Below are 23,421 nucleotides of genomic sequence, written 5' to 3' on the forward strand. Positions count from 1 at the left end.
ATACTTGTATTACTTCAAACTCTGAAATTGCTGCGTTTTAATTATCTTTTCTCAGCTATTCTCAACTTCGCGCTTCGTGCTCGATTGTTTTCTTTTATTTCATTGCTATCTGGAACGATTAATTTTCCAACAGTTTTGAATGGTACCGAGAAATTTCCAAAAAAGTCGCGCTCGGGTTCTCCTTCAAACATACCGTTCTTCATAAATCGCTTAACCAATCGATCTTCTAGAGAATGATAAGAAATAACACTTAACCTTCCTTCTGGATTTAATACCTCCAATGATTGTTCTAAAAATTCTTTTAAAACATCCATCTCCTGATTAACTTCGATTCTGATCGCTTGATAAATTTGAGCTAGTATTTTATTACGCACTCTCTCTGGTAAGTGTCGAGCCAAAACTTCTTTTAATTTGTCAGTAGTTTTGATAGGATTTAATTCTCTTGCTTCAATAATTGTTCTAGCTAAAACTGGTGCGTTTTTTAATTCACCATAATCTAAAAAGACTCTTCTTAAATTAGCCTCGTCATATTCGTTTACTACTCTATATGCATTCAAGTCATTTTTCTGACTCATTCTCATATCTAAACTTGCATCAAAACGTGTAGAAAAACCTCTTTCTGGAACATCAAATTGATGAGAAGAAACTCCTAAATCGCCTAAAATACCGTCTACACTTTTAACTCCATAAAACCTTAAAAATCTTTTTATAAATCTAAAATTCTCATTGATTAGTGTGAATCTTTCATCGTCAATAGCATTTGCTAAAGCATCTTCATCTTGATCAAAAGCAAACAATTTACCCTCAGGACCCAACCTACTCAAAATCTCTCTCGAATGTCCTCCTCCACCAAAGGTTACGTCTACATAAACGCCATCAGTCTTAATATTTAAGCCGTCTACTGATGCATGAAGCAAAACCGGATTATGATATTCCATTGTCGTCGTCATTTATATTTCCCATTACTTCCTCAGCTAAATCTGCAAAATCTAGATCTTCACCGCTTATTGATTTCTCATACAAATCTTTATCCCAAATCTCCACGATGTTAACCGCAGAAGAAAAAACTACCTCTTTTGTAATACTAGCAAAAGAAACTAAATCTTTAGGAACCAATAAACGACCTAAAGCGTCAATTTCGACCATTTTCACACCTGCAGTAAAGCGTCGGATGAAGTCGTTATTTTTCTTTACAAAGCGATTTAATTTATTTATTTTTTGCATCATCAAGTCCCATTCTTTCATGGGATATAACTCTAGACAGGGTTGAAATACAGAACGCTTCAAAACGAATCCGTTTTGAAGTGAAGTAGCCAACTGCTTTTTTAAAGGCGCTGGCATAAGCAGCCTTCCTTTAGCATCGACTTTACATTCATATGTTCCGACAATTGTATCCAACTAAAAAGTATTAAATGATATAGAGCAAAAATATAAAAAATATTACCACAATTTACCACTAAATACCACTTTGTTAATAAGTTTAACCACTTTACACTAAAAAGGGTTAATTTATATGCAATCAACTCCTTACACATTTTTTACATTATTTGTAAGAAACATAATGTTATAAAAAAAGCTACAAAAAATGACAAATTTAAAAGTGTCGAAATAGGTTTTACGAATTTAAAAACAAGAAAAAAATAGCTGAATTTTAGAAAAATCAATTCTATTTACTAGCATGATCTAATAATTTTCGGATTAAAAATGGTGCTAAAAATTAATTTTTATTTATTAAATCCTATATTTGTCAAAATTGAAAATCCGGTTTTAAACAAAATGGAAAAAAACTATAAAAAAGAAGGTAGATACAGCTATTATGAAGCTGGCGAAGGAACTCCAATTGTCATCTTACACGGACTTATGGGCGGACTTAGTAATTTCGATTCTGTCGCAAATTATTTCTCTACAAGAGGTTACAAAATCATAATTCCAGATTTACCTATATACACACAAAATATTTTGAAAACTAATGTGAAAAGTTTTGCAAAGTATGTGAAGGATTTTATCACATTTAAAGGATTGGAGCGCGTTATCCTTTTAGGAAATTCATTAGGTGGACACATTGCGTTGTACCACACTAAGATGTATCCAGAAAAAGTAGCAGGACTTGTAATAACTGGTAGTTCAGGACTTTATGAAAGCGCTATGGGTGATAGTTATCCAAAAAGAGGAGATTACGAATACATCAAGAAAAAAGCCGAAGATGTGTTTTATGATCCTAAAGTAGCGACTAAAGAACTTATTGACGAGGTATACGAATCCGTTAACGATCGAATCAAATTAATAAAAACATTGACGATTGCTAAAAGCGCAATACGTCATAATATGGCAAAAGATTTACCAAAAATGCATGTTCAAACTTGTATTATTTGGGGTAAAAACGATAAAGTAACACCTCCGGATGTTGCAGAAGAATTTAATAAGTTGCTTCCAAATTCAAGCTTATACTGGATTGATAAATGCGGACATGCTGCCATGATGGAGCACCCTGATGAATTTAATCAATTATTAGAAGAGTGGTTAAATACAACGCATCTCGCAGTTCAAAAAGCATAAAAGGACAATTTTACACAGAAAAAAATGAAAATTAATACAGCCGAATTTGTTATTAGTAATTCCGAAGTAAGTAAATGTCCAAAAGACTTCTTGCCGGAATATGCTTTTATTGGTAGATCAAATGTGGGTAAATCCTCGTTGATCAACATGATAACAAATCATAAAAAATTAGCAAAAACATCTGGTCGACCAGGAAAAACACAATTAATAAATCACTTTTTGATAAATAGCAATTGGTATCTTGTCGATTTACCGGGTTATGGTTATGCTAAAGTGTCTAAAAAAACGAAATCAATCTTTCAAGAGTTCATTACTGATTATTTTGAGACCAGAGAACAACTTGTTTGTGCTTTTGTACTAATTGATATTCGCCATGAAGCGCAAACTATCGATATCGAATTCATGTCTTACATGGGAGAAAGCGAAATTCCATTTTGTATTATTTTCACTAAAGCCGATAAAATTAGTAAGGTGAAAATCGATTCTCACATTGCTGCTTACAAGAAAAATATGTTTGCAAATAACTGGGCCGAAATGCCACATTACTTTGTAACATCAGCGACTGAATCTACAGGAAAAGAAGAATTACTTGGATACATCGATGAAGTAAATCAAGAAGTTTTTAAAAATAATTCGGGCTCTTAAAAAAACTACCGAAATAAAAAAAATTCCAAATCCCAATTTAATATTGGAGTTTGGAATTTTTTTTGTCCTGTTTTTATTTAACTAGATCTAACTTCTCAGCAAAGTAATCACAAAAATCTTTCATCGTGTCAGCCATCTTTTCATCGTCTGTTGCGCGTTTAAAAGTTTCTGACATCGCTACTAGAGTTTGGTGAAAGAAAATCTTCATCTCGTCAACTGGCATATCTTTAGTCCACAAGTCGATTCTCATGCTTTCTTTTGCTTTGCTATCCCAAATGGAAAGCATTATCGCTTTAGCCTCTTCCGCATCTACTCCTCCGTCTTGTGCAGACCACATTAGTTTTTCGGGAACACGATTTTCATCTAATTCGACTATAAATTTAATTTCTGATGTATTTTTATTTGACATTATTTCTTGGGTTTGTATTTAGATTTTTCAAATAACTCTTTTGCATTTAATTTCAATAAATCAGCGATTGGCACTTCATTATTTTTGGCGTAAGATCTCACAATTTGCCAACCAATCCAAGCTCCAACTCTTCCTGGAGAATCATTATCTATTTCTAGATAAAATTTAGAAAATGGAGCTGGATTTATAAATCGTGATATTAATTTTTGTTCGTTGCTATATAACATTTCTCTTTCGATAAAATAGCGCCACATATAGTTTTCATTTTCATCGCACCATTTTATTTGCTCATCCGAATATCCCATTTTTTCCGCATCAGAATATTCAGTAAGCAATAAGTCTTTTAAATATAATTGCTTACCATTATAAATCATTTGACTTAATAAATCCTTGTCAATAACAGGCGGAATTTTAGTTGCTGAAAAACTTGAAACTACATCTGCAGCAATTTGCTTTTGCTCAAAATTCTTCTTTAGATAATTGGGAAATTGATAAAACTTATGATTTTTACCTAAATACAATTCAAGCGAAATGATAACTAAACTATCGGCATAAATCACTTTACTATTGTAGTCCATTTCAGAAATTATCGTAACAATCTTAGGTGTTTTTGTTTCTGGAAAATAATATTTTATATGTTTGAAAAGATTTTCTAAATTCTCTTTTTCAGGTTTAAAATCAGCATATTTTTTTTGAACTTCAGTATACACCTCTTTCCATAAAGGATCTTGCATTTTACTTAACCAAACATTATCGTCATTTCCAGCAGGAAAGAAATAAGGAAATTCATTTTTAACTTTTTCTAAATCAGCTGGTTTTGTTTCAAAAAACACTTTATCAAAACGTTCCACTTTTAATTCTAAAGGAACTGCTGCTACTGCACTTTCTACTTTATTCTTCTTATTACAAGACAGAATAAACAACGAAAAGACTACAACAAACAGATAATTTTTCATATATATTAATTAAATTTGTTTCTAAAGGAGTTTAGGAAACAAAGGCATGATTATTTGAATTTGCAAATATACGTTCCTCCTTCTTAAAACATAAATTATTATGACTAAAAAACACACAATGCAATTTGACAAAGTGAATGAACAAATTGTCAACTGGTTAAAGACATACGCTGAAAACTCAAAAGTTAATGGATTTGTAATAGGAATTTCTGGCGGAGTAGATTCTGCTGTTACTTCTCATCTTTGTGCGCAAACTGGCCTACAGGTTCTATGCGTCGAGATGCCTATACATCAAGCACAAAGTCATGTTACAAGAGGTCGAGAGCATATCGAACAATTAAAGCAAAAATTTCCTAATGTAAGCAGTGTCGAAGCTGACTTAACCGCAACTTTTGAAACATTTAAAACAGCAATTCCGGATAGTAAAGATACGGCCAAATTAAATTTGGCTTTAGCCAATTCAAGAGCTAGATTACGAATGACAACTTTATATTATTTTGCAGGGATTCACGGTCTATTAGTTGCTGGTACTGGAAATAAAATTGAGGATTTTGGTGTTGGTTTTTATACAAAATACGGTGATGGAGGCGTGGATTTAAGCCCAATTGCTGATTTAATGAAATCAGAAGTTTTTGCTTTAGCGCGCTATTTAAATATTTCACAATCAATTTTAGAAGCTTCTCCAACTGATGGACTATTTGGTGATGATCGAACTGATGAGGACCAACTAGGCGCGAGTTATGACGAATTAGAATGGGCTATGCACCAAGACGAAAATAAAAAAAGCATAAATAATTTTTCAGGAAGAGAACAAGAAGTGTTTGGAATTTACAAAAGATTAAATGCAATCAATCAGCATAAAATGATAGCAATTCCAATATGCAAGATTGACAATTATTAAAGAAATCATATTTTATATTGATTTGCAATTAATTACAGAAATTATTTATTAATTTTACGAGTCCAATTACAAACAATTCTAAAAAATAAAAATTATGATTAAAGTATGTATAGCTGATAACTATCCCGTTGTGCATTTTGGAGTGAAATCTTACTTTAAAGATAATGCAGACATTTCGATTGCCGCCAATGTCGGTAATTTCTTGATGGTGCGGGATATACTTCAAACGAAAGACATTGATGTATTAGTACTAGATTTAGAACTGGAAGGTCTCTCCAGTATCTTTGAAGTTAAAGCACTCTTGAAAAGTTTTCCAAAAACTAAAATTATTATTTACAGTGGTCTTTCTGAACAAATTTATGCGCCAAATGCCATTAAAGCCGGAGTATCTGGTTTTGTGCATAAATCAGAAAAATTAGAGACTTTAGGTATATCTATTATCAAAGTATACCAAGGGAAAATAATAATGAATGAAACCGTTAAGAAAAACTTAGCGTTGATTGCAAAACAAAGTAAAAGTGAGCGTTTGTACCGTAAACTGTCAAATCGCGAAGTTGAAGTTTTACGTTATTTAAGTGGAGGTAAGAAAAACCACGAAATTGCTGAAATCTTAAATCTTAACGAAAAAACAATTAGTACTTACAAATTAAGATTGCTTACAAAACTGAACGTTACTAATCTTGTAGATTTAGTTGACAAAGCAAAAAAATTAGAGATTGTCTAATTATACCTAGACATAACTCTTCCTAATTTTTTAGAGAAAGAATGGATTAAAATATTGTAATCCATGATCATCGACATAGACTCTGTATTATCTGAATTTGATTCTGATAATATGGAGTTTTTTAATTCTTCTATAATCATTCCTACTAAATACCATCTCATCGTTAGAATCGTTTCTGAAACATTTTGTCCGATGGTATCATTTTTTGATTTGGGGAAAATATTTTGACCTTCCCAGTCATGCAAAACAAGACGTTCGTCCTCCATTAATATATCTGTTACCTCTTGAGCAAAATCAGGCTCTAAATGCATCAAATATTGCTCTAAATTAAAACTTTCTTGCTGATTGAAGTAGGTTATTAAATTATTGAAAATATCCCTAAACAATGGGTTCGCTAATTCAACCTCATCCTCTTGCAGACTTAAATAAATTCTTTGATGTACTTTATATTGCTTTTTTTCAGTAAAGGTTGCAATCTCTCCATCTTCGTTTGCTTTTAGAAATGTATCTTCAAACTCCTCTTCCTTATTTCCGTAAAGTAATAAGATTTCGATTATTTTTCTTTCTAGGCGATATAAGATATCAACTTTGTGAGCGCCAACAATACTTTCGTTTTTTACAACTTCAAAAGCTTTTTGAGTAGTTTCTGAATTACTGTGCTTTTTACCGACCTCATTTGCTTCTTTTTGAACTAGCTGCGCTAAAGTACTTTGTAAAACCTGCTCAGAAATATCCATTATTCGAGAACATTCTTGAATATAAATTTCTCGTTGAATGCGATCTGGAATTTTTGAAATACTAACGACCATATCCCGAATCAAATCCGCTTTTTTGATTGGATCGTTTTTAGCTTCATTCATTAATAAAGAAGCTTTAAACTGAATAAAATCTTTAGCATTATTTTCAAGATAATATACTAAATCATCATGCGAAGTCTTTTTAGCAAAACTATCAGGATCTTCTCCGTCAGGAAATGTACAAACTTTTACATTCATACCTTCTTCTAGAATCAAATCGATTCCTCGAATTGACGCACGCAGTCCCGCAGCGTCACCATCAAAAAGCATAGTAATATTCTTTGTCAATCGATTAACCAATCTAATTTGATCTGGCGTTAAAGCAGTACCTGATGAAGCCACTACATTTTCAATTCCAGCTTGATTAAACTGAACTACATCAGTATATCCTTCTACTAAATAGCAATTATCTAGCTTCGCAATAGATTGTTTTGCTTGATAAATTCCATACAGCACTTTACTTTTATGGTAAATATCGCTTTCTGGCGAATTAAGATATTTGGCCGCTTTTTTATCATTAGTGAGAATACGACCACCAAAACCTAATACTCTACCAGACATACTTTGTATAGGAAACATAACACGACCTTTAAATCGGTCGAAAGGCTTGTCTTCTCTCGCAATAGTCAAACCAGTGCTTTCTAGAAATTCTAATTTATATCCTTTTCCTAAAGCTTCTTTTGTAAAAGCATCCCAAGTTTCAGGAGAATAACCTAATCCGAATTTCTTTATAGTTTCATTGGTAAAGCCTCTTTCTTTAAAATAGGAATATCCAATTGCTTTTCCCTCTTCAGAATTTAAAAGTGTATTATGAAAATAAGTCTTTGCAAATTCTGAAACTAGATACATGCTCTCTCTAATATCAGTATTGGCCTTCTCCTCATCTGTTTGCTCCGTTTCTCCAATTTCGATATTATATTTCTTAGCTAAATATCTAATAGCTTCTGGATAAGTAAAATGCTCATGTTCCATTAAAAAAGCAACTGAATTACCACCTTTTCCTGAACTGAAATCCTTCCAGATCCCTTTTGCTGGAGAAACCATAAATGACGGAGAGCGTTCTTCAGAAAAAGGACTTAATCCCTTAAAGTTACTTCCAGCACGTTTTAAATTTACAAAATCGCCTATTACCTCCTCTACTCGAGCAGTTTCGAAAACGGTATCAATAGTAGCTTTTGAAATCAAAATGTAATTGGGAATTAAAAGATTTGACGAATGCAAAAATACACAAATGAAAGTTCATTCTTCTAAATCAAAACAAAAAAAGTGCCTCTTTCGAAGCACTTTCTAACTAATTAACTAACTCAAAAAATATTAATTGAAATCGAAACGAACTCCTAACGAAACATTGTTCTGTTTCACTATATTATCTTTAAATAATGGACTCAAATCATATTTCAAATATAAACTAGTAGACTGATACCCTACGTAAGTACTTAAACCATATATAAAATCATTGGTATTGAAATCTCCTTTAAGTTTATCAGTAACCTTGAGATCATTTTTATCATACTTTGTTATTTGTTTTGATTTCAAATTTACTCCAGCATATCCACCCAATCCTAAACGAAAACTATTGTGCGTTCTAAAAAGTGTATTTCCATTTGATTCTTTATTACCTGAAAAATCAAATTCTAAATGTAATGGCGCAACTAAATAAACATTTCTAAAACGGGAATCATTTAAATTTCTAGAATCAACAACAAGATCCGTTTCTTTTCCATTTACAACAAAACTGCGATTATCCGTTGGACGAAGATTATTGTACATTACTGATAAACCATATTTAGCATGCAACAAATTATTTTTTTCTGCTATTCTACTGTTGTAGGTGATACCCAATTCATAGAAATGAGATCCTAAATATCTAAAATCAGAATTTTCAACTTTACCGTTTGTTACAACATTATTTAAACCTGCTGCAAAAACCATTTGACTTGTGGTGCGCTTGGACTTACGATTTTCTTTATCTTCATTACCATCGTATACTTTCAAGGACGTAATATTAATTTCTGTTTGATTTTTTCCAATTTCTGTATTACTTCCGCCAATCATAATCATTCTACCACCGCTTTTTTCTACTTCATTATCAAATTTACCATCAACATTATCTTGAATTAATTGATTTAACTTTGCTTCCTCGATCGCTACTTTTGCTTCAATAGTATTAGATCGTACTGATGCTTTCTCTAACTTTAGCATTTCCGCTTTTTCTTTAGTAACTATTCCTTTGGAGACATCCTGATCAATAGCCTCTATCTCTTCCTTTAAAGCCTTTTTTTCGCGTTCAGTAATTGATTTAATTTCGTCACCTATGGCTTTTGCTCTCTTTTCGAATGAAATTGCTTTATTTTTTCTTCCTTTAATGGTTCCTGTTTCGGCAACAGAATCGTCAATCACTTCTAACATGATGTCTTTGAACCAAACTTGACCTATGCCGTCCAGTAGTGTTCCGTACGAAATTGATGTTGCATCTGTTGGCACAAATAAAACGACTTCGTATTTCTTCCAATCGTTTGTACCTCTTATTCCTCTATTTTGCATGTTGTCAAAAGCAAGAACTTGAGTTTTATAAAAATCAACTCGCATCCACAGTCCGGCCCACGATTTTACATTTTCGGTTTTAACGTAACCAGACATTTTAACAGTTTTACCTTTGTAAGATTCAGATGAAACGCTTTTCATAAGAGTACCAAATCCATCAATCTTACTTTTGACTGACTTTATAATAATAATGTTTTCAGCAGCTGATTGTGGATTCTTTTCAAAACTCATGTTATACTTAGGAGATGTAGGTTCCCAGTAGGACCAGTCTAAAACATATTTATAACTTCCCGTGCTTTGAGCATTTAATTTGGCGACCATTGCGACCAAAAGAATAGCAGTAAATAAAATAATTTTTCTCATGATTTTCGTTTTTTGATTGATGATTGATGATTGATTTCTATTCTTGATAATTTCTATTAATTAATACTGTTCTAAGTGCATTATAATTTTTATTAATTTTATTGACCGCTGACTCTTTGAACGATTGATTGAGTTCGCTTTCAGCATTATTTAATAAATCGTTTGAGCTTACTGCGATACCACCTCTCGTTCTCTGGCTTATTTTATCGATTGTATTTATCTCATTTTTAGTAGTACTCACTTCTGCTAAAAGTTTTTCCGCTGACATATATCTATTTTTTTTGGCATTTGGTACGACAGGTTTTTCAGAAATGACTACCACAGCGTTTTTATCATTTGATACGTTATTAACTGGAAGCTTATCGTCTTTATTTAATTTTATTTCTGACTTGCTGCTAGCAATCAAACTTGCAACAATCTTCTTTTCTTTCGAATTATTTTTATGTACTAGATTAGGAGCTAAATTTTCATTATCAACTTCCTCTTGTTCGGTATCATTACTATTCTCTTTTTTTTCAATAACTAAAGGCATATTATCAATTTGCACTGCAGGTTCAATCGCACGGAAATAGAAAGTTCCAATTAATAAAAAACCGACAAAACTTGCAGCAATATAGATCCAAAAAAAGTTCGCTTTTGGTTTCTCCTTTACAGTCAGCATAGCGTCTAGTTTTTCCCATGCCATTTTTGAAGGCTGAATTTCGCGAGCGTCTAACTGCTTCTTGAATTCTTTTTCAAATTTATTCAGTTCCATAACTATAATTTTTTGACTTGTTAATTTGTCCTTGTAACATTTTTCTCGCGTGTGATAATTGCGACTTTGACGTTCCTTCGCTAATACCTAAAAGTTCGGCAATCTCATGATGTTTAAAACCTTCAATTGCAAATAAATTAAAAACCATTTTATAACCATCTGGCAAACCATCGATCAAAAACTGAATGTCTTCTATTGAAAATTTACTTTCTACATTATTAAAGCGCTCTTCAAAAAAAGTTTCGTCTTCAATATATTTTATTTTCTTATTGACTCTAATAAAGGAAATACATTCATTTACCATAATTCTCCTGATCCAACCTTCAAAACTTCCACTATTCTGAAAATTTTTAAGATTAACAAACACTTTCATAAAAGCGGTTATCATAATATCTTCAGCTTGATGAATGTCTTTTATATATTGACGGCAAACACTTAACATTTTGGGAGAAAACTGAGTGTAAATCTGCTGCTGCGCTTGTCGATTATTATCGACAGCTAACTGGATTAATTCACTTTCTCGTTGATGTAAATTGATTACTTTCATAAATAGTTTCAATGGCAAAATTCAATGGCAATTTGAAAGTTCAATACTAACAGCAAAATTTTTAATTATAATTGCTTTTTGACATTGAATGGGACTTCTACTTACATAGACGAGAATAGATGCAAAAAGGTTGCATGTAGAATTAAAATATTTAAAAATTAGTTAACGAAAGAAATTAACCAACTCATTATAAGTAAATTAAAAATTAAAATAAAATGAAAAATTTAAAGAATTTTTCATTTTATCAATATTCAGATTTACTTTTTTCGTTCAATTACGTAATTAACCATTAAGATCAGAGCATCTTTATACTCAGAATCTGGGTAATTATTCAATAGTAAAAGTGCTTCTTGCTGAAATTCAATCATTTTGTCTTCCGCATAAAGTAAACCATTATTGTCTTTAACAAAAGCAATAACTTCTCTTACTCTTTTTTTATCTTTATTGTGATTTTTAATAGAATTGATCAACCAGCTTTTTTCTTTTGAAGTACAAGTATTCAAAACATGAATTAGTGGCAATGTCATTTTTTGCTCCTTAATATCAATTCCTGTTGGTTTCCCAATAGCTTCATCAGTGTAATCAAATAAATCATCTTTGATTTGGAATGCCATGCCAATGAGTTCGCCAAATTTTCTCATGTTTTCTACTTGAGCATCATCTTCAATTACAGATTTTGCACCAAGAGCACAACAAGCAGCAATAAGTGTCGCTGTCTTTTTTCGAATAATATCGTAATAAACCTCTTCAGTAATATCAAGTCTTCGCGCTTTCTCAATTTGAAGTAATTCTCCTTCGCTCATTTCACGCACCGCAACAGAAATTATTCGAAGCAAATCAAAATCGCCATTATCTATAGAAAGTAAAAGTCCTTTTGATAATAAATAATCTCCAACTAATACTGCAATTTTATTTTTCCAAAGTGCATTAATTGAGAAAAAACCTCTTCGTCTATTACTGTCATCTACTACATCGTCATGAACTAAGGTCGCGGTATGAATTAATTCTATAACGCACGCTCCACGATAAGTTCGCTCATTTACAATTCCTGCTGAAACCATTTTTGACGTTAGAAAAACAAACATCGGTCGCATTTGCTTCCCTTTTCTGTTGACAATATAATAGGTGATTCTGTTCAGCAAAGCCACTTGTGAGGTCATCGATTGATAGAACTTTTTCTCGAAAAGTTCCATTTCTTTGAAAATGGGCTGTTTTATTTGTGAAGTAATATTCATTAAGGCCAAAGATACGTTTTTAGCCTACAATCTTACAACTGCTTTCCTTGTTTTAGACCTTATTTAAAAAGAAAAAAATTAAGCTTCTTTATTTGCGAGTTGGCCACAAGCAGCATCAATATCTTTTCCACGGCTTCGTCTAACTTTTACAACAATTCCGCTGGTTTCTAATGCTTTTATGTAAGCATTTATAGATTCCTCTGAAGCTTGTTGAAATTCGCCATCATCAATTGGGTTGTATTCAATCAAATTCACTTTACAAGGAACGTATTTGCAAAATTTAACTAATGCATCTATTGATTCTTTATTGTCGTTAATTCCTTTCCAAACAACATATTCGTATGAAATTTTACTTTTAGTTTTTCTGTACCAATATTCTAATGATTCACGTAAATCTGCAAGTGGAAAATTAGCACTAAAAGGCATTATTCGCGAGCGAATTTCATCAATAGCAGAATGCAACGATACTGCTAATTTAAATTTCACATCATCGTCAGCTAATTTTTTAATCATCTTTGGAACTCCGGAAGTTGATAACATGATTCTTTTTGGAGACATCCCTAGACCTTCTGGCGAAATGATCATTTCAATTGCTTTCAACACATTATTATAGTTCATGAGCGGTTCACCCATTCCCATAAAAACGATGTTAGATAAAGGATGATTGTAGTACAATCTACTTTCTTTATCTATAGCTACTACTTGATCATAAATTTCAGCTGGCTCTAGATTACGCATTCTTTTAAGTCGCGCTGTCGCACAAAAATTGCAATCTAAACTACAACCTACTTGACTAGATACACAAGCCGTTGTCCTGGTATTTGTTGGAATTAAAACCGATTCAACCACTAAACCATCATGTAATCGGACAGCATTTTTTACAGTTCCGTCCTCACTGCGTTGAATCGTATCTACATTGATATGATTGATGACAAAATTAGCTTCTAACATATTTCTTGTTTCTTTTGAAACATTTGTCATATCATCAAAACTATGTGCGCCTTTACTCCAAAGCCATTCGTAAACTTGATTCCCACGAAAAGCTTTATCGCCGTGAGTAACAAAAAACTCTCTCAATGCTTCTTTAGATAAGGCTCGTATGTCTTTTTTATCAATTTCCATGCTGCAAATTTAATGACAATTTCTTGATTTGTTGATTTGATAATTTGATAACTTTGTCGACAATTGAAAATAATTAAAATAATGCATTTCATATCCCAAGAACTAGAAGATTACATTGAGCAACATTCTGAAAAAGAACCTGAATTATTAGCAGCGTTAAATAAAGAAACATATCAGAAAATACTACTTCCTCGCATGTTGAGCGGGCATTTTCAAGGTAGAGTTTTAAGTATGTTAGCAAAACTTATTCGACCACTGAATATTCTGGAAATTGGCACGTACACTGGCTATTCAGCGCTATGCTTGTGCGAAGGAATGCAAGAAAATGGAACGCTACACACAATTGACATTAAAGAAGAATTAGTTGACTTTCAAAGAAAACACTTCAATAAATCTCTTTGGGGAAAGCAGATTTTTCAGCATTTAGGCGAAGCAGTTTCTATAATTCCAACGTTAGAACCAAAATTCGACTTAGTGTTCATCGATGCTGACAAAGAAAATTATCTCAACTATTTTGAATTGATTTTACCAAAAATGAATAAAGGCGGAATTATTTTGTCCGATAATGTTTTGTGGAGTGGTAAAGTTCTTGAACAAGTAAATCCAAATGATTTGAGCACAAAAATAATAATGGAATATAATGACTTACTAAAAAACGATCCTAGAGTAGAAACTGTATTACTTCCTATTCGTGATGGCTTGACCGTAAGTCGGGTTTTATAGATAAAATAGAAAATTCGAAAAGTTATAAGATAGGCTTTGGAAAATACTTTTGTTGTGCTGCGCGATAGATTTTGAACATCAAAAATCCAAATATAGCTCCAAACAAATAGCCCGTTAAAATATCTAGTGGATAGTGTAATCCTATATAAATTCTACTGTAAGCAAAAATAAATGGCCATATAAAAATCAAACCAAAATATTTAAAGTAAGATCTTAAAGTAAAATATAACAAGGTTGCAACAGCCATTGAGTTTGATGCGTGCCCAGAAAAGAAACTAAAAGATCTTCTCACTTGAACTACACGCAAAATCGTGTTGATTTCAGGATTGTTACACGGTCGTAAACGCTGAAAACCATTCTTGAATACATTTGTCATTTGGTCAGTAAAAGTCACTAAAAGAGCAACAAATAGAAGTAGATACAAAGTTTGCTTTGCTCCTAATTTTTTAAATATGACATATAACAACAATAAGAACAAAGGAATCCAATTGCTTTGTTTAGTTATAAACAACCAAAGTCCGTCGTAAGCCGGCGAACCTAAACCATTTAAAAAAAGAAGTAGATCAGTGTCTAAAGAAAGTAATTTTTCCAACATTACATTTGACGTTTTATAGGTCCTGGAATATCATCAATAATTTCTTTAGTTGATTCCACCGAGGCGTTAACATCTCCTAACATATTATCTTTAGCTTTATTTATTTCAGAAGTAATATTTCCAGCCATGTCATGAAACTGGGAAGTATCACCTAAAAGATTTTCCTTCATCTTAGTAACTTCACTAGTTAAATTAACTCGTAAATCTCCTAACGTTTTAGCGTCAAAACCACTATTATCTGCACCCTTTTGAATTTCGCTTTTAATATCGTTTGTGGCGTTTTTAAGTTGCGCCATTGCTTTACCCATTGTACGTGCAATTTCCGGTATTTTATCAGACCCAAAAAGCATTAAAACTATAAACATGATGAAAATTAATTCCCCTCCACCTATACCAAACATATATTTTGTTTTTTATTGCTACAAAGATACCAATTTTTGAACCTGCTACTTTTAAATATTTCATAAAAAAAAAGACTCTTTTCAGAGTCTTTTTAGATTTTATAATTGCTTAGTCAAATTTAGATTTTACTTCTTGTTTTGGCCAAGTGTTATTAGTGACATCGATGTCAGCTGTTTCTAATTTTGGATCTATTTGGATTTTCTTGATTGCTTTTTCAGTAGCATATACTTTCTTAGCGGTATCATTATTTTTTCTCCAAATTTGTGCTGGATATTTGAACATCTCAGTTGTATTATCTTCATAAGTTAATTCAACAATGATAGGCATTAGCATTCCACCTGGTTTATTGAACTCTACTTCGTAGAAAAACTTAGGAGATTTTAATTTTGATTTTTCTTCGGCAGTAAACTTTGTGTTTACATAGTCTGAAAGTAAATTAACATCTTCAATTTTTAACGCTTTCTTATTTTTAGAAGATAATTCTCCGCTTGTACTTGGAACTAAATATACAAAAGGACCTTTTTCTTCGCCAAATCGACCTCTTTTAACAATAGCGTCTTTCAATTCTTTTGTAGGCGTTTCAGTTACAAAATATTGTTTTACATCTTTAACTCCAATATCTACAAAATCAGTTGAGTAAAACCATCCTCTAAAAAACCAGTCTAAATCTACTGCAGAAGCATCTTCCATAGTTCTAAAAAAGTCTTCTGGTGTAGGATGCTTGAATTTCCATCTATTTGCGTAAATTTTGAAGGCATGGTCAAACAATTCTCTTCCCATAATTGTCTCTCTCAAAATATTCAATCCTGTTGCAGGCTTGCCGTAAGCGTTTGCACCAAACTGAGCTATAGTTTCAGAGTTAGACATGATAGGTTCTAAGAATTTTTGATCTCCACTCATATAAGGTACAATTTTACTAGCAGGACCACGACTTGAAGGAAAGTTAATTCCCATTTCTTGTTCAGCTACATATTGCAAAAAGGTATTCAATCCTTCATCCATCCATGACCATTGGCGCTCATCAGAGTTTACGATCATTGGGAAAAAGTTATGTCCTACTTCGTGGATTGTAACTCCAATCATTCCATTTTTAATTCGCTCACTTAGCACCCCATTTTCATCAGGACGACCGTAATTCCAGCAAATCATAGGATATTCCATTCCTTGATCTTCTGCAGATACTGAAACAGCTTTTGGATAAGGATAATCAAAAGTATGTGACGAGTAGCTTTTCAATGTGTGCGCTACAGTACGTGTTGCTGTTTCACCCCAAAAAGGATTTGCTTCCTTAGGATATATAGAAACTGCCATTACTGACCTTTCACTTAACTTCACAGCCATCATATCAAGAATGAATTTTCTTGAAGTAGAAATACCAAAATCTCTTACATTCTTAGCACTAAACTTCCAAGTTTTCTTCTTGTTTGAGAATCCTTTTTCAGCTGCTTCCGCTTCCGCTTGAGTAACAATAACAACTGGCTTGTCGTACGTTTTCAATGCCAACTCATATCTTTTTACTTGCTCAGGCGTGAAAACTTCACTTCTGTTCATTAAATCACCAGTAGCTTCCATAACGTGATCAGCTGGAACTGTAATGTTTACATCAAAATTACCGAAAGGCAATGTAAATTCACCTGTTCCCCAGAATTGCATATTTTGCCATCCTTCAACATCGTTATAAACGGCCATTCTTGGATAAAACTGAGCAATTACATAAAGTTTGTTACCATCTTTCTCGAATAATTCATACCCTGAACGACCACCTTCTACTCTGTAGTTATTGATGTTGTAATTCCACTTAATCGAAAAAGAGATTTTCTCTCCAGGTTTCATAGGTGTTACTAAATTAATACGCATCATTGTGTGATTAATCGTGTAAGACAATGGGCTACCTTTTATATCTTTTACCGACTCAATATTAAATCCTCGATCTAAATCTTGTTTCAAAAATTTATTAGCAAAATTTGATGCTGGAAAAACCTGCTCCATTCTTTGGCTATCTGCTAAAGGTGTTTCAGAAGTTTTTGCTGCTTGATTTTGGTCTAACTGTATCCATAAATACTCCAAAGTGTCTGGAGAATTATTATGATATGTAATTACCTCAGAACCTTTGATGCTAGAATTTTTATCATCTAGCTCAATGTCTATTTTGTAATCAGCTTGTTGTTGATAATATGCTGGACCTGGCGCTCCAGATGCAGTACGAAACATGTTAGGAGTTGCTAACAAATCATACATTTGACTGAACTTATTGTTGTCGTATCTGCCTGGTTCTTTAGTAGCAGATGCAGGTGTTTTTTCTTGAGCAAACAATAATGCCGGAAGAAATAATAATAAGGATAATTTTCTCATAGGTTTAAATCTGGTTTTTCAATCTGTGAAAATAACAATTTTATATAAATCTATCTTATATAATTAATATTTTAACATGCCCTTAGATGATGATTCACTAAAAAGCAACGTATTTTTCACTCCTAAAACATTAAAATGCATAATATTTTGCTGCTCTGAGTTTCCTTCGGTGATGATAGCATTGTAAATTTCTAATCCAGTTACCTTGTTAATATCTTTAATACTGAAGTAACAAATAAGCACATCTCCCTCCATTTCTTTGCTTAAGAACTGGGTAGATTTAAGTTGGCCATTTACTTTGATAGAAAATTTTTCATTGAAATATTTTTTAAACAAATTTAAATCCTCTACCGTTTCCGTTTCAGAACCTAGATTCATTTTCTTTTTATACTTTTTTCCAATACTGTTATTCACATCATCAACAAATAACCTTGCTGTTATCTGTAACATCTTCTTTTCAGGAGCATAATTTACTTGGTAGAGCGAAACGTAGAACTTATGCGCACTAAAGGAAGTAAGGGTTAAAAATAAAAAACCTAAAAATGTAATTAAAATTGTTTTTTTCATTTTTCAAAAGTAGTAATTCTTTTAAACTCTTCATTCTTGGTGATTAGAAAATCGATCAACATAAATTCATCTTTTTCTTTTAATAATGTTTTCGATTTTGGATCATTTTCACAATAATCAAGAAAAAGCCCAATTTCGTCCACTTTCAAGTTCAAGGTATTTGTAAAAAAATAGCGGTCTACACCTTTTGAAACAGCATCAGCAAATCCTAGTTGTGAAATTGACTCCGCCTTTTCAGCGTTTTCTTTTCTGAATAATTTAGAAACCATTTTAAACATTCGAACAAAGTCCATTCCGTTTTCTATAGTTCCATCAGATGGCATCGCTCTATTTTTAGGAGAAGATTGAACATCATCGATAAACTCCATATCAACAATTTTTTGAGAACTTGGAATTGCGGGCTTTATTTCTGTTTTACCTTTCACAATAACTTCATTAAGAATCGTGGTTTGCGATTCTAAGTTGAGAACTAATAATGGCTTTAAAAAATCTTTGTCTTGAAGAACGATTTTACGCGACTTAAAGGTAGCACTTGATACTAGCAAAGTATCTTTGGCTTTTGCCAAAATATCAAAAAAACCTTGATTACTTATAAAGGTGCGTGTTTTCGAATTTAAATTAAAAACGTAACCATTATCGACAAGTGAAGTTTCATTTTGAAACTGACCATGCAAGGGTTTCCTATTTTCATTTTGAGCAAAAATAAATTGGGTAAAGAAAATCAAGCAAATTATTCCGATTTTATTTTTCATTTGGGAGTGGTTTTACATTCTATAACTTTAAAGAAAATTTTATATTAGGAAAAAATCATGATGCACTTATTTTTTTTCAATAAGGGCAAGTGCTTTATATTCCTGAGCTAATGTAATCATAAAAAAGGTAATTTCATCTGCATTGTTAGAAGTTAGCACCTTCAAAAAAGCATCGTTTTCGACAATATAATATTTAAAACCACTAACGTACTTAGAGGAAATGCTTAAAGTATTGGTAAAAAAGTCCTGTGGGTACAATTCAGAAATCTTGTTGAGATAAATTTCTTTCTGCTCTAGAGCCACCAACTTCTTTAATCTCTTTGTTCTACCATTAATCTTATTTATCAACGGATCAAGTGGCATCGTACCACCTATCAAATTAAGTAACATTATAGGTTTAAAATCGCCGGCAGTTTGTAATTTCCGTTCAGCTGGAGAATATCTCTTAGGTTCCTTAGACAGAATACCTAATGACACTGCCGAAAAATTACTTTTTTTTACAACCACATCTTTAAGTTGTATTGTTTTAGGAAACATTTTTACAAAAAATTCTCCAGATAAAAAAATAGTAGAATTGATTTTTAACCGATGGGATTCTAAGTTTTCTGCTGTAAAAACTAAGACATCATTTATTTTAGCCGAAATATAAAAATAACCTTCTTTGTTATTTTCGCTTGTTTTTCCATTTACTACGTTTAGTATATGCACTGCACTAGCATCATTAGAATCTAATATGATTTTACCATAAATCATTTTTTCATTAGCGACCTGACCAAAAGAAATTTGACGGATTAGAAGGAAAAATAAAATTATAATTCTACTTGTTTTCAACAGCAATTATTTCATTATAAGTTTCAGCAAGTTCTACAATCAAAAACATGACTAAGGCTTTGTTTTTAGCGCGAAGTGCATTAGCAAAAGGAACATCTTCTACACAGTAATACTGAAATCCTTTTATGTACAATTTAGGAATTTTTAAAGTTTCGAGATAATAATGATCTTCAAACAGCACATCAATACGAGCTAAGAGTCGCTCCTTTTTCTCTACAATAATCTCTTTTTTCAACATCGCTTTTCGCCCAGAAATGGTATTAAGTAATCCATCTATTCCATTTCCAGAAGTTGCCGTATATAATTTTCTTTCGGCGGCTGAGTATTTTTTCTGTCCGTATGGAATTATTCCCAAACTCTCTGCAGAAAAGGTTGCTTCATTAACTACTACTTCTTTCAGCAGTACACTTCGAGAAATCATTTTAATGGTTAAAAAATCTTTCACTAAATCTTCTGAAACAATTTTCCTTCGAACAGTTTCCAAATTAACAGCCGTTAAAATCAAGATGTCATTTACGCTAACTAATAATTTAAAATTACCATTGGTATCTGAAACCGTTGCTTTCTCAGTTGTAGTATTTACAATATTTACCCACTCCACAGATACGGAGTCGGCAGTTATTGAACCGCTAATTTCCTTCACTTCTCTTGTTTGCGAAGTGGCGAAATGGAACACTAAAATAAAGAGTAACTGTAATGTAATTTTAATTTTCACTCGCGATAATTTCTTTATATTTAATAGCTAATTCACTTATCAGAAAAGTTGTTGTTGCTAGATTTTTAGATTTTAAAATAGTAACAAAACTCTCATTTTCCACAGCATAATATTCAAACCCTTTTACGTATTCTGAAGGGATTTTTAATTTGTTGACGTAAAAATTTGCATCAAACATATTTTCAAGCTGTCTGAGGTAGGATTCTTTTTTTTCAACTTCTAATTCTTTCTTTAGCATCTTAGTCCGACCAGAAATCCAGTTAAGCAATGGATCTGCAGAAATTGATCCGCCCATCATTGTACCTACATTTGCAGATGCATTTAAATTAGTAGCGGTGCTTAATCTTCGTTCTGCTGGAGTATAAGATCTCTGACCTTTTGGAATTATTCCCATCGAAACAGAATTAATTCTATTACTTACAATCACCTCATCAAGTTGATTTATTACAGCGTTCATTTTCACAGTTACAAGCTTATCTTGAAAATCCTTACTAGTTAAAGCTATTCTCATTTCCGGAAATTGTGCCGAGGAAAAAACCAAAGTATCGCCCACGGTTGCAAAAGTTGTAAATTCACCTTCTTGATTTGTAATCGAAGTCTTTTCGGTTTTTTGATTTACTACATAAATGCCATCTAAAGCAGCTATTTCAGCAAAAACTTTGCCTTTCAATTGTGTTCTTGGAATTTGTTGCGCCCAAATATTAGCTGATGCAAGAGCCAAAAATAAATACACAATTCTAATCATAGTTTCAAAAGCTGTAATTGATAGCACGTAAAAGTATCCTAATGCCTTCTAAATTAACTGCTAATGCCTTGGTAAAAAAATGTTAATTAAAAGTTTGAAATAAAATAACCTTATCTCTATCTTTAGCATAAATTAAGAAATATAAAAATGAAAAACATATTAATCGCAAGCTCATCATCAATAAATAACGGTGATTTTCTAGATTATTTATTACCAGAGCTAGAAATACATTTTCAAAACTGCAATACTATTCTATTTATACCTTATGCTCGACCTGGAGGAATTTCGCATGAGGAGTACACAACAAAAGTTGCATTGGCTTTCGCCAAAATAAATAAAAAAGTAACTGGAGTTCATGAATTTGAAGATGCAGCATTAGCAATTAAAAATGCCGAAGGTATTTTTACTGGTGGAGGAAGCACATTTGTTCTTGTTTCACAATTGTATAAAAAGAATATCATGAGAACTCTTTCAGAAGCTGTAAAGAATGGAACTCCCTATTTAGGGACTAGCGCCGGCAGTAACATATGCGGACTTTCAATGCAAACTACAAATGACATGCCGATAGTTTATCCGCCAAGTTTTCAAACACTAGGCTTAATTCCTTTTAATTTAAATCCTCATTATTTAGATCCCGACTTAAATTCGAATCACATGGGTGAGACAAGAGAAACTAGAATTAAAGAATTCCATGCTTATAATTCAGTTCCTGTGCTAGGACTTCGTGAAGGAAGTTGGCTTGAAGTAAAAGGAGATAAAATCACTTTAAAAGGAAATTTAACTGCACGTTTATTTACGCAGAACAATACTCCTGTCGAATTAGAAAGTGGAAAAGATCTTAGTTTTATAAAATAGACAAAACAAAAAAACCTCAAACAGAGTTTGAGGTTTTAGAGCGAAAGACGAGGCTCGAACTCGCGACAACCAGCTTGGAAGGCTGGAGCTCTACCAACTGAGCTACTTTCGCATTATAAACAGTAAAATAAAATTTCAAAATAAATTTGAATATTTAGAGCGAAAGACGAGGCTCGAACTCGCGACAACCAGCTTGGAAGGCTGGAGCTCTACCAACTGAGCTACTTTCGCATTAACAACGGTACAAATATAATTAATAAGTTTGCTTGAATGCAAGTTTTTTTTTGAAAAAGTCTAAAAGTAAACTTTAAACTTTGCTACTATAAAGCCATTTACAATCATAAAGAATTTAATATGAAATTATTATAAATTTAGAAGCACTAAAAAAAAATTAAAAATCTAATGATAAATTTAAGAAAAATAACCGCTTTAGAAGTAATTCCTGTCCGACATCTGGTACTTCGAATTGGAAAACCTATCCAAACTTGCACTTTTGATGGAGATAATTTACCAACAACCGTTCATATTGGATTATATAAAGATGAAAACCTTTCAGGAGTAGTGTCTTTATTTAAAGCAAATACCGAATTATTTAGTTTGAAAAATCAATTTCAAATTCGGGGAATGGCAGTTTTAAAAGAAAGTCAGAAAAAAGGTTTTGGTGATCTGTTAATTCAAAATGCTGAAGAATTTTGTTCCGTAGAGAAAACCGATTTAATTTGGTTTAACGCAAGACAAGAAGCAACTGGTTTTTATAAAAAAATGGGATACAAGATAAAAGGGGAACCTTTTGAAATATCAGGTGTTGGTGAGCACTATGTAATGTACAAAGAACTGAAATAGAGTTTGCAGTGTCGTGAAACTCGCGTTATTTAAATTTGCTTCTAACACTTTAGAAATAAGAACTTGGCAGTTTTCAAAAAAATCAAAATTACTCTAATAAAAAATTCCCTATAGATTCTAGTTTATCATCTAAACTAGAATCTATAGGGAATTATAATTGTATTAAGAATAACCCGTTGGGTGTAATTATTTAAAGTAAAATAAATGACTTAGATATTGGTCAAGATACTGAAATTCAGTATCTTGAAGTCGCTAAACAACCAATATCCATGTCAAATATAAAGAAAAATTATTTAAGAATTTTAGAAGTTATTAGTTCCTTGAATTGCGATTCACCGTACCATTCTGCTGTAGGAAGAAAATTTAAAATGACTGATATCGAAGTTGTTGCGTTAAGTTTAGTTGCTGAATATATGTCAATTGACAGTGAAAATGACTTGTTTAAACAATTAACAGCAACGCAAATACCAAATTTAATTGAGCGCAGT

Annotated in this window: 25 protein-coding genes, 2 tRNA genes and 1 pseudogene; 8 read left to right on the forward strand and 20 right to left on the reverse strand. The window is 32.2% G+C overall.

The genetic code is table 11. The annotated features are described in order from the left end of the window. Positions 1 to 41: 41 nt before the first annotated feature. Together rsmH and mraZ are read right to left on the reverse strand one after the other, a co-directional pair. Positions 42 to 950 carry a 16S rRNA (cytosine(1402)-N(4))-methyltransferase RsmH gene (gene rsmH, locus RCH19_RS01070; RefSeq protein ID WP_343021682.1) on the reverse strand — a complete coding sequence of 303 codons (909 nt, stop codon included), beginning with the start codon at positions 948 to 950 and terminating at the stop codon, positions 42 to 44. Continuing rightward, positions 925 to 1,398 (reverse strand): division/cell wall cluster transcriptional repressor MraZ, encoded by a 474-nt coding sequence (mraZ, locus tag RCH19_RS01075; RefSeq protein ID WP_343021683.1) that lies wholly within the window; start codon positions 1,396 to 1,398, stop codon positions 925 to 927. The genes rsmH and mraZ overlap by 26 nt, the downstream gene beginning before the upstream one ends. A gap of 378 nt (positions 1,399 to 1,776) precedes the next feature. Between mraZ and RCH19_RS01080 the strand changes: the two genes are divergently transcribed. After that, entirely contained in the window at positions 1,777 to 2,556 is a 780-nt protein-coding gene (locus tag RCH19_RS01080) for an alpha/beta hydrolase (protein WP_121924499.1), read from the forward strand. 24 nt (positions 2,557 to 2,580) lie between these two features. Continuing rightward, complete coding sequence (gene yihA, locus RCH19_RS01085; protein WP_121924062.1) at positions 2,581 to 3,201, forward strand: ribosome biogenesis GTP-binding protein YihA/YsxC; 621 nt, start codon at positions 2,581 to 2,583, stop codon at positions 3,199 to 3,201. Between the two features lie 73 nt (positions 3,202 to 3,274). Here the strand turns inward: yihA and gldC are convergent, their stop codons facing one another. Next, a complete protein-coding gene (gene gldC / locus RCH19_RS01090) occupies positions 3,275 to 3,610 on the reverse strand; it encodes a gliding motility protein GldC (protein ID WP_121924061.1) in 336 nt (111 codons plus the stop codon). Next, positions 3,610 to 4,566 carry a gliding motility lipoprotein GldB gene (gene gldB, locus RCH19_RS01095; RefSeq protein ID WP_343021684.1) on the reverse strand — a complete coding sequence of 319 codons (957 nt, stop codon included), beginning with the start codon at positions 4,564 to 4,566 and terminating at the stop codon, positions 3,610 to 3,612. The genes gldC and gldB overlap by 1 nt, the downstream gene beginning before the upstream one ends. Before the next feature lie 100 nt (positions 4,567 to 4,666). Here gldB and nadE point away from each other — a divergent pair, with 100 nt between their 5' ends. Together nadE and RCH19_RS01105 are read left to right on the forward strand one after the other, a co-directional pair. Continuing rightward, positions 4,667 to 5,467, forward strand: coding sequence for an NAD(+) synthase (gene nadE / locus RCH19_RS01100; RefSeq protein ID WP_343021685.1), 801 nt, complete (start codon positions 4,667 to 4,669; stop codon positions 5,465 to 5,467). 94 nt (positions 5,468 to 5,561) lie between these two features. Next, a complete protein-coding gene (locus RCH19_RS01105; protein ID WP_121924058.1) occupies positions 5,562 to 6,191 on the forward strand; it encodes a response regulator transcription factor in 630 nt (209 codons plus the stop codon). Here the strand turns inward: RCH19_RS01105 and dnaG are convergent. From dnaG to rlmN, 6 genes are all read right to left on the reverse strand, one after another. Further along, positions 6,188 to 8,173, reverse strand: a complete 1,986-nt coding sequence (gene dnaG / locus RCH19_RS01110; protein WP_343021686.1) for a DNA primase — start codon at positions 8,171 to 8,173, stop codon at positions 6,188 to 6,190. The genes RCH19_RS01105 and dnaG overlap by 4 nt on opposite strands. Before the next feature lie 129 nt (positions 8,174 to 8,302). Then, positions 8,303 to 9,895: a hypothetical protein gene (locus RCH19_RS01115; protein WP_343021687.1), complete on the reverse strand. Its 1,593-nt coding sequence runs from the start codon at positions 9,893 to 9,895 to the stop codon at positions 8,303 to 8,305. A 37-nt stretch (positions 9,896 to 9,932) separates the two neighbouring features. Then, positions 9,933 to 10,649, reverse strand: coding sequence for a hypothetical protein (locus RCH19_RS01120; protein ID WP_343021688.1), 717 nt, complete (start codon positions 10,647 to 10,649; stop codon positions 9,933 to 9,935). After that, positions 10,636 to 11,196 carry an RNA polymerase sigma factor gene (locus RCH19_RS01125; RefSeq protein ID WP_343021689.1) on the reverse strand — a complete coding sequence of 187 codons (561 nt, stop codon included), beginning with the start codon at positions 11,194 to 11,196 and terminating at the stop codon, positions 10,636 to 10,638. The genes RCH19_RS01120 and RCH19_RS01125 overlap by 14 nt, the downstream gene beginning before the upstream one ends. 257 nt (positions 11,197 to 11,453) lie before the next feature. Further along, positions 11,454 to 12,431 carry a polyprenyl synthetase family protein gene (locus RCH19_RS01130; protein WP_121924053.1) on the reverse strand — a complete coding sequence of 326 codons (978 nt, stop codon included), beginning with the start codon at positions 12,429 to 12,431 and terminating at the stop codon, positions 11,454 to 11,456. Positions 12,432 to 12,509: 78 nt separating this feature from the next. After that, positions 12,510 to 13,553 carry a 23S rRNA (adenine(2503)-C(2))-methyltransferase RlmN gene (rlmN, locus tag RCH19_RS01135; RefSeq protein ID WP_121924052.1) on the reverse strand — a complete coding sequence of 348 codons (1,044 nt, stop codon included), beginning with the start codon at positions 13,551 to 13,553 and terminating at the stop codon, positions 12,510 to 12,512. A gap of 81 nt (positions 13,554 to 13,634) precedes the next feature. On the opposite strand from rlmN, the gene RCH19_RS01140 reads away from it, so the two are divergent. Continuing rightward, complete coding sequence (locus RCH19_RS01140; protein WP_343021690.1) at positions 13,635 to 14,276, forward strand: O-methyltransferase; 642 nt, start codon at positions 13,635 to 13,637, stop codon at positions 14,274 to 14,276. 22 nt (positions 14,277 to 14,298) lie between these two features. Here the strand turns inward: RCH19_RS01140 and RCH19_RS01145 are convergent, their stop codons facing one another. The 8 genes from RCH19_RS01145 to RCH19_RS01180 form a co-directional block, all read right to left on the reverse strand. Then, a complete protein-coding gene (locus RCH19_RS01145) occupies positions 14,299 to 14,871 on the reverse strand; it encodes a phosphatase PAP2 family protein (protein WP_121924050.1) in 573 nt (190 codons plus the stop codon). Beyond that, positions 14,871 to 15,272 carry a twin-arginine translocase TatA/TatE family subunit gene (locus RCH19_RS01150; protein ID WP_121924049.1) on the reverse strand — a complete coding sequence of 134 codons (402 nt, stop codon included), beginning with the start codon at positions 15,270 to 15,272 and terminating at the stop codon, positions 14,871 to 14,873. Before RCH19_RS01150 ends, RCH19_RS01145 begins: the two co-directional genes overlap by 1 nt. A 109-nt stretch (positions 15,273 to 15,381) precedes the next feature. After that, the gene (locus tag RCH19_RS01155; RefSeq protein WP_343021691.1) at positions 15,382 to 17,625 is read right to left on the reverse strand and encodes a M1 family metallopeptidase; all 2,244 of its coding nucleotides are present in this window, start codon (positions 17,623 to 17,625) and stop codon (positions 15,382 to 15,384) included. Between the two features lie 63 nt (positions 17,626 to 17,688). After that, positions 17,689 to 18,192 (reverse strand): DUF6702 family protein, encoded by a 504-nt coding sequence (locus RCH19_RS01160; RefSeq protein ID WP_343021692.1) that lies wholly within the window; start codon positions 18,190 to 18,192, stop codon positions 17,689 to 17,691. Further along, on the reverse strand, positions 18,189 to 18,944 hold the full coding sequence (locus RCH19_RS01165; RefSeq protein ID WP_343021693.1) for a hypothetical protein: 756 nt from the start codon (positions 18,942 to 18,944) through the stop codon (positions 18,189 to 18,191). Before RCH19_RS01165 ends, RCH19_RS01160 begins: the two co-directional genes overlap by 4 nt. A 66-nt stretch (positions 18,945 to 19,010) precedes the next feature. Next, positions 19,011 to 19,775 carry a hypothetical protein gene (locus tag RCH19_RS01170; protein WP_343021694.1) on the reverse strand — a complete coding sequence of 255 codons (765 nt, stop codon included), beginning with the start codon at positions 19,773 to 19,775 and terminating at the stop codon, positions 19,011 to 19,013. Then, positions 19,762 to 20,490, reverse strand: a complete 729-nt coding sequence (locus tag RCH19_RS01175; RefSeq protein WP_343021695.1) for a hypothetical protein — start codon at positions 20,488 to 20,490, stop codon at positions 19,762 to 19,764. Before RCH19_RS01175 ends, RCH19_RS01170 begins: the two co-directional genes overlap by 14 nt. Continuing rightward, a complete protein-coding gene (locus tag RCH19_RS01180; RefSeq protein WP_343021696.1) occupies positions 20,480 to 21,235 on the reverse strand; it encodes a hypothetical protein in 756 nt (251 codons plus the stop codon). Before RCH19_RS01180 ends, RCH19_RS01175 begins: the two co-directional genes overlap by 11 nt. A gap of 147 nt (positions 21,236 to 21,382) precedes the next feature. Between RCH19_RS01180 and pepE the strand changes: the two genes are divergently transcribed. After that, positions 21,383 to 22,090 (forward strand): dipeptidase PepE, encoded by a 708-nt coding sequence (gene pepE / locus RCH19_RS01185; RefSeq protein ID WP_343021697.1) that lies wholly within the window; start codon positions 21,383 to 21,385, stop codon positions 22,088 to 22,090. A gap of 39 nt (positions 22,091 to 22,129) precedes the next feature. Here pepE and RCH19_RS01190 read toward each other — a convergent pair. Further along, positions 22,130 to 22,202: transfer RNA gene (locus RCH19_RS01190), tRNA-Gly, on the reverse strand. Between the two features lie 46 nt (positions 22,203 to 22,248). After that, positions 22,249 to 22,321 (reverse strand) — tRNA-Gly (locus tag RCH19_RS01195). A gap of 171 nt (positions 22,322 to 22,492) precedes the next feature. On the opposite strand from RCH19_RS01195, the gene RCH19_RS01200 reads away from it, so the two are divergent. Both RCH19_RS01200 and RCH19_RS01205 read left to right on the forward strand, forming a co-directional pair. Continuing rightward, positions 22,493 to 22,933 (forward strand): GNAT family N-acetyltransferase, encoded by a 441-nt coding sequence (locus tag RCH19_RS01200; RefSeq protein ID WP_343021698.1) that lies wholly within the window; start codon positions 22,493 to 22,495, stop codon positions 22,931 to 22,933. 320 nt (positions 22,934 to 23,253) lie between these two features. Next, positions 23,254 to 23,421: pseudogene (locus tag RCH19_RS01205) on the forward strand (IS982 family transposase); the annotation flags it as partial.

This window comes from Flavobacterium sp. PL12 (assembly GCF_039123485.1).
GTDB classification, from domain to species: Bacteria; Bacteroidota; Bacteroidia; order Flavobacteriales; family Flavobacteriaceae; genus Flavobacterium; species Flavobacterium weaverense.

Coding starts and splice junctions, on each gene's coding strand:
- gldB (WP_343021684.1), bottom strand. CDS start 4,566: ATGAAAAATTATCTGTTTGTTGTAGTCTTTTCGTTGTTTATTCTGTCT.
- nadE (WP_343021685.1), top strand. CDS start 4,667: ATGACTAAAAAACACACAATGCAATTTGACAAAGTGAATGAACAAATT.
- pepE (WP_343021697.1), top strand. CDS start 21,383: ATGAAAAACATATTAATCGCAAGCTCATCATCAATAAATAACGGTGAT.
- rlmN (WP_121924052.1), bottom strand. CDS start 13,553: ATGGAAATTGATAAAAAAGACATACGAGCCTTATCTAAAGAAGCATTG.
- RCH19_RS01105 (WP_121924058.1), top strand. CDS start 5,562: ATGATTAAAGTATGTATAGCTGATAACTATCCCGTTGTGCATTTTGGA.
- RCH19_RS01200 (WP_343021698.1), top strand. CDS start 22,493: ATGATAAATTTAAGAAAAATAACCGCTTTAGAAGTAATTCCTGTCCGA.
- rsmH (WP_343021682.1), bottom strand. CDS start 950: ATGACGACGACAATGGAATATCATAATCCGGTTTTGCTTCATGCATCA.
- gldC (WP_121924061.1), bottom strand. CDS start 3,610: ATGTCAAATAAAAATACATCAGAAATTAAATTTATAGTCGAATTAGAT.
- RCH19_RS01165 (WP_343021693.1), bottom strand. CDS start 18,944: ATGAAAAATAAAATCGGAATAATTTGCTTGATTTTCTTTACCCAATTT.
- RCH19_RS01155 (WP_343021691.1), bottom strand. CDS start 17,625: ATGAGAAAATTATCCTTATTATTATTTCTTCCGGCATTATTGTTTGCT.
- RCH19_RS01080 (WP_121924499.1), top strand. CDS start 1,777: ATGGAAAAAAACTATAAAAAAGAAGGTAGATACAGCTATTATGAAGCT.
- RCH19_RS01180 (WP_343021696.1), bottom strand. CDS start 21,235: ATGATTAGAATTGTGTATTTATTTTTGGCTCTTGCATCAGCTAATATT.
- RCH19_RS01130 (WP_121924053.1), bottom strand. CDS start 12,431: ATGAATATTACTTCACAAATAAAACAGCCCATTTTCAAAGAAATGGAA.
- RCH19_RS01145 (WP_121924050.1), bottom strand. CDS start 14,871: ATGTTGGAAAAATTACTTTCTTTAGACACTGATCTACTTCTTTTTTTA.
- RCH19_RS01160 (WP_343021692.1), bottom strand. CDS start 18,192: ATGAAAAAAACAATTTTAATTACATTTTTAGGTTTTTTATTTTTAACC.
- yihA (WP_121924062.1), top strand. CDS start 2,581: ATGAAAATTAATACAGCCGAATTTGTTATTAGTAATTCCGAAGTAAGT.
- RCH19_RS01140 (WP_343021690.1), top strand. CDS start 13,635: ATGCATTTCATATCCCAAGAACTAGAAGATTACATTGAGCAACATTCT.
- RCH19_RS01125 (WP_343021689.1), bottom strand. CDS start 11,196: ATGAAAGTAATCAATTTACATCAACGAGAAAGTGAATTAATCCAGTTA.
- RCH19_RS01120 (WP_343021688.1), bottom strand. CDS start 10,649: ATGGAACTGAATAAATTTGAAAAAGAATTCAAGAAGCAGTTAGACGCT.
- RCH19_RS01150 (WP_121924049.1), bottom strand. CDS start 15,272: ATGTTTGGTATAGGTGGAGGGGAATTAATTTTCATCATGTTTATAGTT.
- RCH19_RS01115 (WP_343021687.1), bottom strand. CDS start 9,895: ATGAGAAAAATTATTTTATTTACTGCTATTCTTTTGGTCGCAATGGTC.